Annotated in this window: 14 protein-coding genes; 11 read left to right on the forward strand and 3 right to left on the reverse strand. The window is 45.6% G+C overall.

Annotated features, from left to right (window positions below; translation table 11 throughout):
- Nucleotides 1–94: 94 nt before the first annotated feature.
- The 11 genes from BMZ72_RS34280 to BMZ72_RS34330 all read left to right on the forward strand — a co-directional run bounded on the left by BMZ72_RS34280 (nt 95) and on the right by BMZ72_RS34330 (nt 13702).
- Nucleotides 95–1576 (forward strand): sodium:solute symporter, encoded by a 1482-nt coding sequence (locus BMZ72_RS34280; protein WP_089815734.1) that lies wholly within the window; start codon nt 95–97, stop codon nt 1574–1576.
- A gap of 24 nt (nt 1577–1600) precedes the next feature.
- On the forward strand, nt 1601–2401 hold the full coding sequence (murQ, locus tag BMZ72_RS34285) for an N-acetylmuramic acid 6-phosphate etherase (protein WP_089815736.1): 801 nt from the start codon (nt 1601–1603) through the stop codon (nt 2399–2401).
- Nucleotides 2402–2406: 5 nt separating this feature from the next.
- Entirely contained in the window at nt 2407–3600 is a 1194-nt protein-coding gene (locus BMZ72_RS34290) for an anhydro-N-acetylmuramic acid kinase (RefSeq protein WP_089815737.1), read from the forward strand.
- A gap of 117 nt (nt 3601–3717) precedes the next feature.
- Nucleotides 3718–4464, forward strand: a complete 747-nt coding sequence (locus BMZ72_RS34295) for a DeoR/GlpR family DNA-binding transcription regulator (RefSeq protein WP_089816064.1) — start codon at nt 3718–3720, stop codon at nt 4462–4464.
- Nucleotides 4465–4631: 167 nt separating this feature from the next.
- Nucleotides 4632–7754 (forward strand): SusC/RagA family TonB-linked outer membrane protein, encoded by a 3123-nt coding sequence (locus tag BMZ72_RS34300; protein WP_089815739.1) that lies wholly within the window; start codon nt 4632–4634, stop codon nt 7752–7754.
- Between the two features lie 19 nt (nt 7755–7773).
- The gene (locus BMZ72_RS34305; protein WP_089815741.1) at nt 7774–9063 is read left to right on the forward strand and encodes a RagB/SusD family nutrient uptake outer membrane protein; all 1290 of its coding nucleotides are present in this window, start codon (nt 7774–7776) and stop codon (nt 9061–9063) included.
- A 184-nt stretch (nt 9064–9247) separates the two neighbouring features.
- Entirely contained in the window at nt 9248–10606 is a 1359-nt protein-coding gene (locus BMZ72_RS34310) for an alpha-L-fucosidase (protein ID WP_089815743.1), read from the forward strand.
- A 1-nt stretch (nt 10607) separates the two neighbouring features.
- A complete protein-coding gene (locus BMZ72_RS34315; RefSeq protein WP_089815745.1) occupies nt 10608–11621 on the forward strand; it encodes a DUF4421 domain-containing protein in 1014 nt (337 codons plus the stop codon).
- A 69-nt stretch (nt 11622–11690) separates the two neighbouring features.
- Entirely contained in the window at nt 11691–12122 is a 432-nt protein-coding gene (locus tag BMZ72_RS34320) for a c-type cytochrome (protein ID WP_089815747.1), read from the forward strand.
- A 98-nt stretch (nt 12123–12220) separates the two neighbouring features.
- A complete protein-coding gene (locus BMZ72_RS34325; protein ID WP_089815749.1) occupies nt 12221–12541 on the forward strand; it encodes a hypothetical protein in 321 nt (106 codons plus the stop codon).
- Nucleotides 12542–12796: 255 nt separating this feature from the next.
- A complete protein-coding gene (locus tag BMZ72_RS34330; protein WP_089815752.1) occupies nt 12797–13702 on the forward strand; it encodes a DUF3626 domain-containing protein in 906 nt (301 codons plus the stop codon).
- 11 nt (nt 13703–13713) lie between these two features.
- Here BMZ72_RS34330 and BMZ72_RS34335 read toward each other — a convergent pair whose 3' ends face one another.
- The 3 genes from BMZ72_RS34335 to BMZ72_RS34345 are packed head-to-tail and all read right to left on the reverse strand — an operon-like array spanning nt 13714 to nt 18093.
- A complete protein-coding gene (locus BMZ72_RS34335; protein ID WP_089815753.1) occupies nt 13714–14499 on the reverse strand; it encodes an SDR family NAD(P)-dependent oxidoreductase in 786 nt (261 codons plus the stop codon).
- Between the two features lie 26 nt (nt 14500–14525).
- A complete protein-coding gene (locus BMZ72_RS34340; protein ID WP_089815755.1) occupies nt 14526–16859 on the reverse strand; it encodes a glycoside hydrolase family 95 protein in 2334 nt (777 codons plus the stop codon).
- A 13-nt stretch (nt 16860–16872) separates the two neighbouring features.
- Nucleotides 16873–18093, reverse strand: a complete 1221-nt coding sequence (locus BMZ72_RS34345; protein WP_089815757.1) for a DUF4998 domain-containing protein — start codon at nt 18091–18093, stop codon at nt 16873–16875.
- Nucleotides 18094–18110 lie beyond the last annotated feature (17 nt).

The raw sequence follows: 18110 nt of genomic DNA on the forward strand, positions 1-18110 counted from the left end.
AATGCTATTTATTTTGCGTTTTTGTGTTTATATTTAAAACGTGAATGTGCGTTTTTGTGCAGGTTTTTATCAACTGAAATAATAATTCCCGGGTATGACAGCAGGCCTCTTGTTCTCGATCGTCATTGCGTATTTCTTTATACTATTAGTTGTAGCCTGGTATACCGGCAGAAATTCCAATAATGAATCCTTCTTTATAGGCAACCGTAACAGTAACTGGATGCTGGTAGCCTTTGGTATGATCGGTACCTCTCTGAGCGGGGTGACCTTTGTAAGCGTGCCCGGAGATGTGGGGAAAACTGCCTTCTCTTATCTACAGGTAGCCTTTGGTAATATGCTGGGGTATGTAGTGATCGCTTTTGTATTACTGCCCTTGTATTACCGGCTTCAGTTGACTTCTATTTATAATTACTTCAATACACGTTTCGGTGTCCGGTCATATAAAACAGGTGCCTCCTTCTTTATATTATCCAGGACACTGGGAGCGACCGCACGTTTATATCTCGTTGTAAATATTTTGCAGAATCTGTTGCAGGAAACATTCGGCAATCAGTTCACCGTTCCTTTCTGGCTTACCACACTGATCATTCTGATGATGATCCTGCTGTATACTTTTGAAGGAGGGGTAAAGACGATCGTGTATACGGATACCTTACAGACAACCTGTATGCTGTCTGGCCTGGTGATCTGTATCATCTATATCCTGAATCATCTGGACCTGAGTGTGGGTACAAGTCTGCAGGCAATGAGTAACAAAGGGATGTCTCAGATCTTCTTCTGGGACCCGAATAGTCCGCACTTCTTTCTGAAGCAGGTGCTGGGTGGTGCGTTTATTACCATCACTATGACGGGCATGGATCAGGAAATGATGCAGAAGAATATCTCCGTAAAACGACTGGTAGATGCGCAGAAAAATGTGATGACCCTGAGTGTGATATTCGTGATCGTGATTATCCTTTTCCTTTTCCTCGGCGGACTGTTATACCTCTTTGCAGAGCAGATCAACGTAACGGCATCCGCAGATAAGTTATTCCCGACACTTGCACTGGATGCGCGCTATATGCCACCGGCCATTTCAATCATCTTTATCATCGCCCTGATCTCTGCACTGTTCCCAAGCGCGGATGGTGCGATCACTGCATTGACTTCTTCTTTCTGTATCGATATATTGAATCTGCAAACTGGCAGACCGAGATCAGAACAGCAGAAAAAGAATATCAGACGGATAGTGCATCTTGGATTCACGGCTATATTTATGGTAGTCGTGCTGATATTTAAGGAGATTGACAGCTCCAGCATGATCTCTGTCATCCTCAAAGTAGCTTCTTATACATATGGACCTTTACTTGGTTTATTTGCATTTGGCATTCTGACAAAACGAACGGTCAATGACGATATGGTACCGCAGATAGCGGTTGCTGCACCAATATTGTGCTTCGGTCTGGAGTACTTCCAGCAGCGTATCTTCGGCGGTTATAAAATAGGTCTGGAATTACTCATCATCAATGGCTTGCTCATGTTCATTGGTTTGTGGCTGTGCTCGAAAGATTTTCAAAAAAGAGGTCTGGTATCCTGATCCATAAATTTTAAAGTTAACGCTATGCTTACTACAGAAATGTCTTCCCATTTTAATGATCTGGAGAAGATGAGTGTTCGCGCCCTGTTGGAAGGGATCAATAGTGAAGATATCACGGTTCCGCTGGCAGTGACAAAAGCAATTCCACAGATAGAATTACTGGTTACGGCAACGGTTGAAAAGATGAAACAGGGCGGCCGCCTGTTTTATATAGGAGCAGGTACCAGCGGTCGATTGGGTATTCTGGATGCATCTGAATGTCCGCCGACATTTGGTGTGCCGCACGAAATGGTGATCGGCATTATCGCAGGGGGTGATACCGCCATCCGGAAGGCAGTAGAGTTTGCAGAAGATGATACACAACAGGCCGCAAAAGACCTGGACAATTATCACATTAATGAAAAGGATGTAGTGATTGGTATCGCTGCATCCGGGACCACCCCTTATGTGATTGGTGGTGTGAAGGCAATGCGGGAGAGAGGTATTATCACCGGTTGCGTAACCTGTAATGTGGGGAGTCCACTGGCAGCCGCCGCGGAATATCCTGTAGAAGCAGAAGTAGGGGCGGAGTTCCTGACAGGCAGCACCCGTATGAAATCGGGTACCGCACAGAAGCTTATACTGAATATGATCTCTACATCTGTGATGATCCAATTGGGCAGAGTAAAGGGTAATAAGATGGTAGATATGCAGCTGAGCAATCATAAACTGGTGGATCGCGCTACGCGGATGGTGATGAGCGAACTGAACGTAGATGAGGCCACCGCCCGTCAGCTGATCGAAGAAAAAGGCAGTGTAAGAGCGGCCATTGAAAGCAGAAAATAAATAGCATGAACAGCAACCTTCGGCAACTATTTACAATTGCAGAAAAGCCGGTTAGACGTATTATCGGACTAATGTCAGGCACTTCTCTCGACGGACTGGACGTGGCATTATGCGCTATCAGCGGCAGCGGAATGGATACACGTGTTAAACTGGAACAGTTTGATACGGTACCTTATCCGATAGCGGTAAAAGAGGAGATCAGGAAAGTGTTCGCAAAAGACACAATTCCTTTTCAGCAGCTTTGTCTGCTGAATCCCTGGCTGGCTGATCTGCATGCAAAGTGGATATTGGAGTGTTTGTCCAAATGGCAGATAGCCCCGCAGGATGTAGACCTGATCGCATCGCATGGGCAGACGGTGTATCACAGTCCGAAGATATTACACCAGTTGCCGGGCTTCCCGAATGCTACCCTACAGATCGTCGATGGAGATCATATTGCTGTAAAGACAGGAATCATCACCTTAAGCGATTTCCGGCAGAAGCATATTGCCGCAGGTGGAGAAGGTGCGCCACTGGCTTTGTACGGAGATTATTGTCTGTTTTCAAAAAAAGGAGAAGACAGGGTGATGTTGAACATGGGAGGGATTGCTAATTTTACTTTTTTACCTGGAGATCTGACTGCATCTGGTGTTTTTGTAACAGATACAGGGCCGGGTAATACCTTACTGGATGCCTTTGCAAGGGAGTATTTCCAGGTGGAATATGATAAGGATGCATTGTTTGCAAAGCAGGGTACTGTGCATGAAGGTTTGTTATCATCCCTGAAGAATAATTCCTTCTTTAAAGAACCTTTTCCCCGTACAACAGGACCTGAATTGTTCAGTAAAGCTTATGTGTACCATGCGCAACAGCAAAGTGGCGCGAATGAGATATCTCCTTATGATATGCTGGCTACACTGACCCGTTTCAGTGCAGATACGATTACGGATGCATTGAAAAGTGTGTTACACGACGACCGTGATTATGCAGTATATGCCAGCGGCGGCGGTGCGCATAATCCATTACTGATGGGATGGATAAAGGAACGTTTGCCCAGATTACAGTTACGTACTACCGGAGAACTGGGTATCGCCGGAGATGCAAAAGAGGCAGTGTTATTTGCAATACTGGCCAATGAAGCCATTGCAGGGGAGGGGATTAACTTTGGTAAGCCCGGAATGCCTGCTGTTACGATGGGGAAAATTTCATTTCCTGCATAAACCTGCATCGTTTTATAGAAACCTGCATTAAAGAAGCGAAAAAATGCGGGTTTATATTTTGTTTTCTGCGTTTTTTTGCAGAAATTCAATGTTATATTCAACCAAATTGATCGCCTGATGTTAAAGGAAGAACGCCTCGCTTATATACTTCACCAGGTAAACCTGCATAACAAGGTGTTGTCTTCCCATCTCAGCGAACAAATACAGGTATCAGAAGATACCATCCGTCGTGATCTTGCAGAGTTGGCGCTGGAGGGAAAGATCATCAAAGTACATGGCGGCGCGTTATCGAATTCATTTCATCAGGGCATTGCATCCCAGGATGTATATGCTGTAGAAGATAAAAAGACCATTGCATTAAAAGCCGTTCAGCTTATACATGACGGCATGTTTGTATTAACTACAGGTGGTACTACTATAGCCGAACTGGCGCGGGTACTGCCGAGAGATCTGCAGGCTACTTTTATTACCGTTAGCCTGCCTGCTGCTTTTGAATATGCGAATCATCCGAACATAGAGGTAATTGTAATAGGGGATAAATTATCCAAAGGATCTAAGATCACCGTAGGGGGAGAAGCGATTTCAAAGATAAAAATGATCAAAGCGGATCTGTGCTTTCTGGGGAATAATGCAATAGACGCGGAAGATGGACTGACAGACAATGACTGGGACGTCGTACAGGTAAAACGCGCTATGATCAGCACTGCCAAGAAGGTAGTAGTATTATCCATTTCAGAAAAGATCGACACATCAGAACAATTAAAGATCTGTGATGCAGAAGAGATCGATGTATTAATTACGGAGCTGCCACCCGATTCAAAAAAATTGCAGCCTTATAAGAAAAAGGGTATTCAGATTTTATAATAAAACAGCCATAAAGTTTACGCTGGTAACGTCACCAGCACTATTTGTAATAACGTAAATGCGCTTATCAGCCAACCTGTAATCAATCAGTTATTCAAGGCAATATTCCTCTGAAGAACAAGGGATAGTCATGCCTTTATTTATCGCTTTACTATTAAAAATTAGTTATGAGAATGTATCAATTATTCCGGCTTGCCAGATGCAGGTATCTGCTGCTTTTGCTGGTCCTGCAGTGCTTTACCGCCGTCGCTGCTTTCGCACAGGTAAAGCTGTCCGGTAAGGTAACAGATGAAACGGGTGCATCGCTGCCCGGTATCACGGTAGCCATCAGGGGGACAAAACTGGGTGCAACCACATCGGTGGACGGTAACTATACCATCAATGCCGATCTGAAACCTGGTAGTTACACACTCGTATTTACAGGTATCGGATTTGCACAGAAAGAAGGGAATGTGGAGATTGGCAGCGCCAGTTCCTATACACTGAACCAACAGCTGGCTACGTCTGTATCCAAACTGGATGAAGTGGTGATCACCGGTGCATCTATCGGTACCACCCGTAAACAGTTAGGTAGTTATGTCAGCAGTGTCAAGGCAGACGAGTTGAGTAAAGGCGCTACAGCCAATGTACTCACCGCTCTGCAAGGTAAAACAGCTGGTGCACAGATCACACAGAACTCCGGAGATCCTGCCGGTGGTATGTCCGTAAAACTGCGTGGTATCAGTACCATCAGCGGTTCCACTGAGCCGCTGTACATCATAGACGGTGTTATTATCGATAACTCTACTACGCGTGTAACCAACGCTGATGCATCTTATGCTGGTGGTAGTTTTGCCGGTAATGTGGGACAGAACCGTATGGTGGATATCAACCCCGCCGATATCGAGCGTATAGAAGTACTGAATGGTGCAGCAGCTGCTGCGATCTATGGTTCCAGGGCGAACGCCGGTGTTGTGCAGATCTTTACAAAGAAGGGCACAGGTGGTGCACCTGTGGTGAATTTTTCTACCAGCTTCAATGTAAACGAATTGCGTAAGAAACTGGATGTGAACCAGGCGCCGGTGAAGTTTGGTGGTACGCCGGATATCTCCACACAAACCATTCTGACCGATACAATCGTCAGGACTACGTCTGTTCAGCGTTATGACTACCAGGATTACATTTTCCGTACCGGTGTTGGTACAGATAATAACGTATCCGTTGCTGGTGGACAAAATAAAACGAGATACTATGCATCCGCTGGCTATCTCTATAACCAGGGTATTATAAGAAATACAGATTTCAATCGTTACAGCTTCCGGCTGAACCTGGATCAGGAACTGAACAAATGGCTAAGCTTTAACGCTTCTGTAAACTATATCTACAGCAAGACAAACGAAAAACCAGATGGTAACTCCTTCTTCTCTCCAACAAATGCAGTGACCATCATTGGTAACTATTACGATCTGCAGCAGAGAAATGCACTGGGTAACCTGGTGGCAGTCGGAGAGCGTGGTCGTGTAAACCCGGTTTCTATTATAGAAGATTTTAAACAACAGCAACAGACCAGCAGAATTATTACTGGTGCAGGTTTAAAACTGACGCCGTTCAAGAACCTGACAATAGATTATCACATGGGTATTGATAACTATAGCCAGGACGGTACTACCTTTATTCCTCCTTTCGCCTATAATGTAAGCCTTGCCTTCTTCGGAGGCGGCGCCACACTGGATCCTACACAGAACGGTTATGCTAGTACCGGTGTAAATAATTCTTTCCTGATCAACCACGATATCAATGCCACTTATAATGCGCAGATCACAAATGATCTGTCATCTGTAACGCAGGTAGGATATTCTCTGCAGTATCAGAATGTGCATTACTCGCTGCAACAGGGTAGAGGTTTACCGCCATTTGTACAGACCGTAAGTGGTGCAGCTACGCTGATACCTGGTACAGATGAACGTACTAAACTGTCTATCTCTGGTCAGTTCATTCAGCAGAACTTCAAATACCGTGATCAGCTGTTTGTAACTGGTGCATTAAGACGTGATGGTTCTTCTGTATTTGGTCAGGATGAACGTAATCAGATCTATACCAAATTGAGTGGTAGCTATGTATTGTCAGGTACGGATTACTGGAAAGATCTGAGTGTATCTAACTGGTGGAATCTGTTTAAACTCAGGGCTGCTTATGGTCAGTCTGGTAACCTGACAGGCATTCCTGCTTATGGGCGGTTTAACACTTATAAAGCAATGGCATTTATAGGGGCTGCTTCCTTTACATCTCCAACCACTTACACTAATCCTGATATCAAGCCTGAAAGGCAGGAAGAACTGGAGTTTGGTACAGACATGGCTTTTGCGAACAATCGCATCAACCTTTCTGTGAACTATTATACTAAAAAGGTTAAAGACCTGTTGATTGCACGTGCGATAGCACCAACACAGGGGTATAGTACCCGCCTGGATAATATCGGAACGCTTTCTAATAAAGGGATAGAAGTAGTGTTGAATGTTGTGCCTGTGAAAACAAAGAGCTTTAACTGGGATATGACAGCGATCTTTAACCGTAACAGGAACAAGGCGATCGATATCGGACAGTCTATCATCCTTTATTCAACAGTGAGTGGTGCTCCGGTAGCAATTGCCAATAATGAACCAATAGGATTCTTCTACGGTACTTTCTTTGCGCGCGATGGAAACGGTAATCAGTTGAAGAACTCCAGAGGCATTCCTGTAACAGAAGCGGGTGTACAGAATACGCCATTCTCCTATACACCGGCAAGAGATCCTAACACAGGTCTGCCACCAACTACCGGTGTAACCGCTTTACAAAGGAAAATAGGTGATCCTAATCCAGACTGGACCGGCACACTCACAAACGACTTCACCTATAAAAAATTCAGTCTGCATACACAGGTTGATTTCGTACAGGGTGTAGATGTATTCAATGCCGACTTCAGAACAAGACAGGGTGTGGATAATGGTAAAGTGGCGGAACAGGAAGACCTGGGATTATTGCCACGTGGATTCATTGCCGGTAACTACAACGTTCAGGAATGGAGAGTGGATGATGGTTCTTTTGTAAAACTGAGAGAGGTATCGCTCAGTTATAATATCGGTAAGATCAAAGGTCTGAGCGATCTGACAGTAAGCGTGGGTGGCCGTAACCTGCATTCATGGGATAATTACAAAGGATATGATCCGGAAGTGAATGCGGCAGGTCAGAGCACTGTATTGCGCGGTATTGATTTTGGTAGCGTACCAGCTCCGAGAACATATAATGTTGCACTGCGCGCCAGATTCTAAACCATCAAAACGAAGAATTATGAAAATGTATTTCAGTAAATATAGCCGTTCTTTTTTGGCAGGAGTGCTACTGTTAACTGCTGCCTCCTGTAAAAAGGAATATGCGGACCCCTCAGGTCCATCTTATGATCAGGCTATCAGTTCGCCGAATGCGCTGGCTGACCTGACAGTCGGTTTGCAGAACTGGTATACGGCCAACAGAACAAGCATCCTGTATACTTCAATCACAACCGGTAGTTTACTTACCGGAGAGACATATGTAGTGAATGCAGGTAATGCTGATGAGGGACAATTATTTGCAGGTGGTGCAAGTCTGCAAAATACGAATGCTGTAGTGACAGGTATGTGGTCGGTATCCAATAAGATCATTTTTGATGCAGACAGGGTTTTGAACAATGCGAATGCGATTATCCCGGACGTTAATTACAGATGTGGTGTGATTGCGTATGCATCTTTGTTTAAAGCACTGGCGATCGGTAATATGTCCATGTTCTGGACAAATGTACCGGATACGACAGGTACCAATGTGCCTTTTATTACCAGTCAGCAAGGCTACAGGAAAGCGGTGCGTGTGATCAACGGTGCGCTGAATGCACTGGCACAGGACACTATCAGCGCAGCATTCAGAGGAAATATTCCAGGCGGTGTTAATATCGTCAACACACTTAATGCATTAAAGGCCCGTTATTCGCTTTTTGCCGGTGATTATGATACCGCACTGGCTGCAGCCAACAAAGTGAGTGGTACCTCTGTCTTTAACTATAATACGGTGATCACCAATCCGATCTTCACACTGGTAACCACTACCAATAATATCTACCAGGTGGTCGATTCAGCAATGGGTCTTCCGGTAGGTTTACAGCCTGATTTAGCCGATAAACGTGTATCGTTCTATGTTGGTATAGGTACGAACCCTAAATTCCGTGTAAAAGGCTTTTATACGACTTTGACGCAAGGTATTCCGGTATTCCTGCCAGGTGAGATGACGCTGATCAAAGCAGAGTGTTACGCCCGTAAGGACCAGGTAGGTGATGGTCTTACAGAACTGAATAAGGTCGTGACCAAGCAACCGGGTGCTGATGCATTTGGCGTAGGAGCAGACCTGCCAGGCGTCAATGCGGCTAACAAAGATGAACTGCTGACACAAATTTATAAACACCGTCACATTGAATTGTTCATGAGCGGTATGGAACTGGAAGACCAGCGCCGGTTCAACAGACCAGTTGCTGAGCGCAAACGTTCCTGGTTGCCGTTTCCGTTTGTGGAGAGGAATGACAACACTAATATCCCTCCTGATCCCGCATTCTAATAATCAGGCTAACCAATTCTTAACTCCTAATTCTTAATTTTTAATTTTCACAGGGGCTGACCGGAATCTATGCCGGTCAGCCCCTTGTGTTTTCGCCAGAGTTTATTATTTTACAAATCCGGGTACGCGACCCCGTATCCATTACAGGTGAAGATTACTTTCCTTTAAAACCGTTAATTCCGTTATGAGAAAACATTACCTATTGCTGCTGGCGGCTTTGTTATGTTATTGCCCGTTAACCTTTTCACAGAAAAAGATTGGTTTTGAAAAACCCGGCGACCAGCAGAAAAGAATGGCCTGGTGGACCAATGACCGTTTTGGCATGTTCATTCACTGGGGACTGTATGCTTTACCGGCCCGGCATGAGTGGGTCAAGAAAAGGGAACAGCTGACCAACGAAGATTATGAAAAGTATTTTGACCAGTTCAACCCGGATTTGTATAATCCGAAGGAGTGGGCCAAAATGGCCAAAGCCGCCGGTATGAAGTATGCCGTTATTACGAGTAAACACCACGAAGGATTCTGTCTGTTTGACTCAAAGTACACTGACTATAAAGCCATTAATACCCAGGCAAAGCGTGACCTGATAAAGGAATGGGTGGATGCTTTCAGGGCGGAAGGCCTGAAGGTGGGTTTTTACTATTCTCTGCTGGACTGGCATCATCCTGATTTTACGATAGACAGGCACCATCCGCAGCAGCCAGCTGGCGACAGCGATACCGCTTACGCCAGACTGAATCAGGGAAAGGACATGAGCAGGTACCGCGAATATATGTACAATCAGATCAAGGAACTGCTCACGAAATATGGTAAGATAGATATCATGTGGCTGGACTTTTCCTATCCTGGTAAGAATGGGAAAGGCCGTGATGACTGGGGTTCTCTGGACCTGATGAAAATGATGCATAAACTGCAACCGGGGATCATTGTGGATAACCGCCTTGACCTGAATGATTATGAGGATGGTTTTGACTTTGTCACGCCTGAACAGACGCAGGTAGCCGAATGGCCAACTGTAAATGGCAAAAAGGTAGCCTGGGAGACCTGTCAGACCTTCTCCGGTTCCTGGGGATATTATCGGGATGAAGACAGCTGGAAGAGCCCATCTCAATTATTGCAGCTGCTGATCGGCTCTGTGAGCAAAGGGGGGAATCTGTTACTGAACGTAGGGCCTACTGCCCGCGGACTGTTTGACTACCGTGCAAAGGATGCATTGGGGGCAATAGGAGATTGGATGGCGGTGAACAGTGCGTCGATCTACGGCTGTACACAGGCGCCGGAAGAGTTCCAGGCACCCAATGGAACGATGCTGACCTATAATCCAACCACCCGCAAATTATATGTACATCTGTTGTCATGGCCACTCAATAAACTGGTCCTGCCAGGATTTAATCAAAAAGTTAAATATGTGCAATTCCTGCATGATAATTCAGAAATAAAGTATCTTGGAAAGGAAAATCAGGGCAGCAATGATCTAGTACTCACGATGCCTTTGAAAAAGCCTCCGGTGGAGATACCAGTGATTGAGCTGACTTTGAGATGAAATGAAACGCTTTTTACTAAACCTACAACTGCACTTCAGCCTGTTCCTGCTTATACAAATTATAGGAGCAGGCTGTTTGTACGCCCAGAATACCCGGGACACTGCATGGGTGAAACCTTTCAAAAAGGATAATAACATACAGCTGTATGGTGGCTACTCCGGTAGCAGTTTTATTTTCCAGACGAAAAAAACGCCGCGGGAGTATTTCCGTTTACTGGCGAACAATGCCGGCTATACCGGTTTCAATCTGAACTACAAGTATCTTTCTCTTTTCTACGACTTTACATTGCCCTATACCAGCCTGGCCGACAGGACCACCGGATTGCGCAACCGGAATCTTCAGGTTTCACAGTTTGGATACCGCTTGGGCGTAGAGCTGGGATTTCAGCGGGTAGACGGGATGCTTTTTGAGGTACGGGGCCGCAGAAGGGATCCGCCGGTTACCTTTGAGAATATCCGTTACCGCAGATACGAAGCCAACTTTTACCTTTTCACCAATCCAAAGCATTTCTCCTATAGCGCGGCTAACTTCTATAGCAGCCTGCAGCGGCAAACTGCTGGTAGCTGGTTGTTTATGGTTAGTCCGAAGTACCAGCAATTCAGCTTTGCAAAAGCCAATCTCATTGGTGATGAAGCAAAGGATTCCATGGTCTATGAACTGGTAAAACCACAACCTGCCTGGGTATCTGCTATCGGGTATGTAGGCTATTCCTGCAATATTGTAATGGAAGGAGGATGGTCAGTCAGTCCGACCTTACTGGTAGGCGCCGGTGGTCAGTATCCGCTATATGATAACCGTTTCAACCCCAAAGAGATCAGTCTTGTATATAGCGCGATCGGCAGGATCAACTGCGGATACAATGGAGACCATTTCTTTAGCTACCTCAGCGCCAGCCATGACTACGCACGGGACCACCTGCCCGCCGCACACCTGCATCTGCAGAACAGCGATTTCTCCCTTACCGTTGGATACCGTTTTCCCAGCCTTAAACATAAAATAATGGGACTCTTGTAATAAATTGTATAAGTATCGGGAAATTTTGTAAGTTCCTTGCCTGATTTAGGAAGCTTAACTATTACATTTATGCAATTCAAACGGACCTACCTGGTACCGCTGGCCCTGCTGCTGGCAGCTACATTATGCTCTTTATCCACACCTCCGGAGGAAAAGGCAAAAAACCTGAAAGTATTACCAAAGAACATCAGCCATGACGATCTGATGAAAGAGATGCGCAGCTATAATAAGGCTTTAGGCGTAAAATGCGACTATTGCCATGCTAAACTGCCTGACAATCCGCAGAAAATGGACTTCGCCAGCGATGCAAAGGAAGAAAAGGAAACTGCCCGTGAAATGCTGAAAATGACCTTCCGTATCAATAAGAAGTACTTTAAATCCGGTAAGGATGAGAAAGGTATGCAGGTCATGACCGTTACCTGTTATACCTGCCATAACGGACAAAAAGAACCGGCATCGAAGCCAGCAGGTGGAGAAGAAGCGCCTCATCAGCAGCATTAAAAGGGTTTGGGAGGAATTGTTAAAAGCAATATCTTTAGGTAGATACATCTACCTATTGTCGTATTAACTATTACAGAACACAACTTAAATGTAAGACCATGATTGCTTTTAACTCCCTTGCTATTCTGGCACTGCTTTTCTTTATTGCCCACGTTTTATTACTGTTTACATCATTTGGAAAAAAAGGTTATCAGAAAAAACGGTATTTCTATTCACACCTCACCCTTTGGGTCTGTGGGGCATTGGTTTTCCTGATGGCGATGTTATTCGCAGGCACCAATACCTCCTCGATACTGGACGTATTTGACACGCCCGGTAAGCAGTTACTGATTCTGGGAATGGTGGTTGTTTTATCCCTGTCAGCGCATACTATTGTAAGGCTGCTGGTGATGCCGAAGTATCAGTTAGACAGCAAATAACCTGAAAAGTCTTTTATAAAAAGGGGCCGTGACGACGTCATTGGCCCCTTTTCTTTGCTGGTAGTAGCGCATATGGATCGGATAGCTGATCTGTCTACTTCGCATTAAGTCCACGTATTCCTCATGTTTTAAGTATATAGGATGCCTATCCTGATGGAGCATATCCCCGATATAAGGGAGCCCGCTCACCGGAATAGGGGATTGGCCTGTCCCCGATAATGGAAGACTTTTGTATCAGTCTTAACTGATCTCAATATGACACCAAAGGAACGTGAAGAAGCTCTCGCCAGACTGGCAGGAGTAGATGTGGCTTCTATGACAGGAAAGGATATCGCCTCCACCGCCAAACTGGATGGCCTCCAGGGGCTTATGCGTGTAATAACAGTATTAAAGGTGCCGCCTACACAGGCTGAAAATGTATATACCCAGATGGTCAACAGGCTCAGGGATGCAGAGCTGACAGTGAATTTTTCTGTGGATAAGTTTTATAATAACACTACTCCTGCCACCCGGTTACTAAATGCTTTTGAAACACCGCAACGGCCTGGGTATATGACCGAACGTAAACTGGCAGAAGAAAGATTATTTGACTATTCAAATGCCAAGGGAAAGCTGGGAATGAAAGATAATGAGCGCAGTGTGATAGACCGGATTAAGCAATTTGGCAGTCAGCTGACAGGTAATAACCCCTCATTTGCCTCCGGTATGCGTCCGCGGTATGCCGCCGTTAATTTCAAGAATAACAAGCATGGAGCGGCGGGAGATTATGGTGCTTCGTTTATGGTATTGAAAGATCATGTTAAACTGAATTGTACACTGCTTGATCGGGATTCATTTAACTACAGACAGGATGTACAGGCAGCAGATAAACTGGCGAATTATGCACATCCGGATCGTATTATCCTTCACATGCGGGAGAATACCCTGAAGGCACTTTATAAAGCCGCAACAGGAAATCAGATTGCGGGTGCTGATATGGTCGGACTACTGGATTATGTGGAGGCACAGATACATTCTCCGATCCTGTTTAACAGAGATGTGAAACGTATGTATGTGTCTAACGTATCTATGTCGGATGGTGGTAAGCGGGATGCACGTCCGTACAGAGAATATTTCACAAAGTTTGGAAGGCAGTTTGGAATACCGGTGCAGTTTATTTAATAATATTCCTGTTAGTCTGATACCGCCTGCATCGCGGCTCTATATCCTAACTCCGCACCTCCGCTCACATTCATCACATGCCCGGTAATAAACCGCGCCTTATCCGACGCCAGAAATACACACGCATCCGCAATAACATCTCCTTCCGGACAATACCCCAGCAGATGTATATCATTCATATACTGTTCAAATCCCTGTGCATTGGGCTGGTGTTTACCCCATTCCCGTAACATGGGTGTCCATACACCGGCTGGGGCTACCGCATTGACACGGATCTGAAAAGGAGCATAGTCGAGTGCCATGGATTTGGTAAGGGTGTTGATCGCACCTTTACTGGCTGTGTACGCAGCATGATTTTCCTGCCCGATTTCGGCCACCAGACTACTGGTATTGATAATACATCCCCTGCTTGCCTTCAGAGCCGAAATGCCATGCCGGGTGGTCAGATAGATGCTTTTCAGATTGATGTTCATCACCTGGTCCCATTCTGATTCACTGGTCTCGTGTAATGGTGTGGAAGGATGAGCAATGCCGGCATTATTGTGGATAACGTCTATGCTGCCATACTTCTCCAGTGTTTCATGGATGGCAGCTTCAACGTCTGCCGATTGTGAGATGTCTGCGAAGATGGCATGATGTGGATGACCTAATATATTGATGGCCGATGCGAGGGCAGGCGCATCGTTGGATATGATCACAACGATGGCGCCTGCTTCTGCATATTTCCGGGCACACTCAAATCCGATACCGGATGAGCCGCCCGTCAGTAAGATTATTTTACCGGTCAGGAGTTGCATATAATGAATGAGGGTATAGGATATGATCAGCCTTTAATGGCTGTGATTTCTTTTATTTCACCATTGACCTTTACTTTCACCTTGCGTGGGTTAGGAGAAATGATCCGGTAAGACGTTACCTTACCATCTTTCCATGCAAAGTCTACTGTAAAGTTGCCCCTGGCTTTTAATCCTTTCACAGATCCCGTTGCTTTCCACTGATCAGGAATAGAAGGCAGTATGTTGATAAATCCGGCGTGGCTTTGTATCAGCATCTCTGCGATACCTGCTGTTGCGCCGAAGTTGCCATCTATCTGGAACGGCGGACCGGCAGATAACATATTCTGGTATACGCCGCCACCTGCACCATAGTTGATATCAGTTCTGGCGGTTGGTTTGAGCAGTTCTTTCAGCAGTTTGAAAGAGCGGTTGCCATCCTGTAATCTCGCCCAGAACAGCAGTTTATAGGCGATCGTCCAGCTAGGACCATCATCTCCTCTTACTTCCAGGGTTTTCTTTGCTGCAGCTGCCAGTTCAGGTGTATTTTCTGCGGAGATCAGGGAAGCAGGGTACAATCCCCAGAGATGGGAGATGTGTCTGTGCTGTGGCTCTGTTTCTTTATAATCTTCCAGCCATTCCATGATCCTGCCATCCGGTGAAATAACGCCCGGAGGAGGTAGCAGGGTTACCTTTTGCTGCAGTTCTTTTCTGAAGTCAGCATCGATGCCAAGTTCAGTAGATGCGGTGATAATATTGTTGAACAGGTCACGTACGATCTGGTTGTCAATAGTAGCGCCGATGCAGATGCTGGCATGTTTACCATTCGGCAGATAGAATGCATTCTCCGGTGAAGAAGAAGGCGACATAACCAGCCAGCCGGTTTTCTCATCTTTTATCAGCAGACTGTTATAAAATTCCGCAGAGCCCTTGAGTACGGGGTAGATATCTGCCAGATATTTTTTATCGTTGGTGAAGGCGTAGTGTTCCCAAAGGTTATTACACAGCCAGCCGGAGCCTGACTTAGTCGCACCCCAGGAGGCACTTTCACCTGGTTCGGTAAAGCCCCATACGTTTGTAATAACATGGGCTACCCATCCTGGTGCGTTGTAATATGCTTTTGCCGTACGCTGACCCGGTTCTACCAGTCCTTTTACGAGGTCTGCCAGTGGCAGGTTCAGTTCAGAAAGGTTAGATACTTCTACCGGCCAGTGGTTCATCTGTACATTGACATCAAGATGGTAGTCACCGTTCCAGGGAGTGTGTACCTGGTTGGCCCACAGGCCCTGTAAATTTGGTGGCAGTAACCCTTTCCTGGTACTGCAAATAGTGAGATAACGGCCAAACTGATAAAAGAGTACGGGTAACTCATTGTCAGCCGCGGCGTTGTTATAAAATGCTGCCAGTCTTTTGTCTGTCGTTAGTGTACTGGCAGTTCCTTTACCAAGATCAACCTGTACCCTGTTAAATAGTTTTGTGTAATTACGGATATGCGCCTGTTTCTGCGCTTCATAAGGCTTTTTCGCAGCTGTCGCCAGCACGGTGCTGATCTGTTTTTTGAAATCATTTTTATGAAAATCAGTACCGGCTGCTACATACAGGATCACTTCAGTCGCATTTTTGATCACCAGCGCATGTTCTTCCGTTGTGATCGTACCGCCTTTCAGCTGCGCTTTTACATTCGCCTGGTATTGCATGCCTTTGGTATCGTTACCACTATCCAGCTGGCCGTACAGCAACAGCTCCCCATTTTCTGTACGGGTAGCTGCTTTTTCCGGACGGCTCATGGTAATACGCAAATTCAGCTTGCCAGCCTGACTGGCAGTGAGCCGGATAAAAGACAGGTCATCGCCAAAACTGGTGAAGTACTCTCTGTTATAGGTCACGTTATTTACCTTATAACTACAGGAAGCAATCGCCTGTTGCAGGGATAATTTCCTTTCATAGACAGTTGTTGCTACTTTGTCTGCCTTGTCATAGGCAAACTGGATCTGTAGTTCTCCCAATGTCTGATAACAGCCAAATGGGACGTCTCCTGAGCCTTTACCGGTACAGATAAAGTCTTTGTCCATCAGCGACTGTGCCTCGTCATTACGGCCTGCTTTCAGCAATTCCTGGATTTTAGGTAATTGCTTGTAAGCTTCGTAATTATTGGCGTCCTGCGGAGCGCCTGACCATAAGGTAATGTCATTCAGTACTACTTTCTCTGTCTGAATGCCGCCATCCGGCATCATGCCCAGTCGTCCATTGCCAAGTGGTACTGTTTCTTCCCAAACGGCCGCCGGTTTGTCGTATTTCAGTGTAAGTGAATTTTGCTGCGCTTTGAGGGCAACAGGCATCATCATGACAATAGCGGTAATAACGTGTTTCTTTAAGATCTTCATCAGTTTATCGTGCTTATTCTTTGTTCCAGAAGGTAATTTCCGACAGGTTCACATAACTTGTCTCTCCGTTAGCATTATGGAGGAACCTGATACGGATATAACGTATTGGTGGAGGATTGTCGACCAGGTTTGTTTTGTAGGCGTTGTTGCCGTTGTCTGTTCTGATGACTTCCTTCAACAGTGTCCATCCTTTATTGACCATGGCATCTTTCCAGCCTGATTCATTCGGATTCATTTCAGGGATCGCATTGTCGATATCTGCAATACCCCATACTTCAAACTGATCAGGATTATTACAGCAATCTCTTCCCGTTTCCTCGATCACACCCAGATTGTTGTAGATTTTTCCCATATCAAAGCTGAGTGTTCTTGGCAGTGATCCGTTTCCATCCGCGTGGAAGATATTCGGATATCCCTGTGGTCCGACAGAACCATCCCACAGTCTGCTGACCCTGGTATCTGACTGGTAGATCCCCATATCTCCCCACATGTCACGCTCCCTGAACAGACTCTTGTCGCACTGCACCAGTCTGAATATAGTAGGGAAGGTGTCAGCACGCAGTGTATAGAATGTATCCAGTGCATTTGATACAGGAATATAGGAAGATTGATATAGAACAGGTGTGCCAAATTTATAGTCGGTCAGTGTGAGCATATTGTCGGCAGGCGCCAGTGATTTGCTGACTTCCTGGTTGCTCTGATTCGTATACTTCAGCGTTGTATTAATGTTGATCGTATCAGGTGTAACGAAACGCAGTGTTACTGAATTGTCTTCATTCACCGTGAAAGGATTGTCTGCATCTGTCAGTCTGTTATTGAGCGTAGCGGTATATACCGAACCATACACTCTTGCATTGCTGATCTCCGTTGCTACGGAACGATTGCCTTTTGCATCATATGAATAAACCGTAAAGGAATATACGTATTCTGACAGGCCAGGGATCGTACATTTTACCGTGTCTACGGTGTTGTGTGTGGATGCCGGAATGGTAAGTGAATCCGCACTGTTGTTCCAGAAAACCCTGTATTGTACGATACTCTGATCAGGGCTTGGCTGCCATATCAGCTGTATTCTTCCGTTACCCGGCATCGACTGTGGATTGGCTACTTTACCGGGATACACTAATTCTTCCCCATTCAGGAATTCACGGTAGTCCGTAGGTTTCTTGCTGCATCCGAGGACGGTGAGTAAACCGCCGAGCAGACATATATTCGCTATTTTATATCGTTTCATTGTTTGCTTTTTTGAAG

Source organism: Chitinophaga sp. YR627, assembly GCF_900114995.1.
Taxonomy (GTDB): Bacteria; Bacteroidota; Bacteroidia; order Chitinophagales; family Chitinophagaceae; genus Chitinophaga.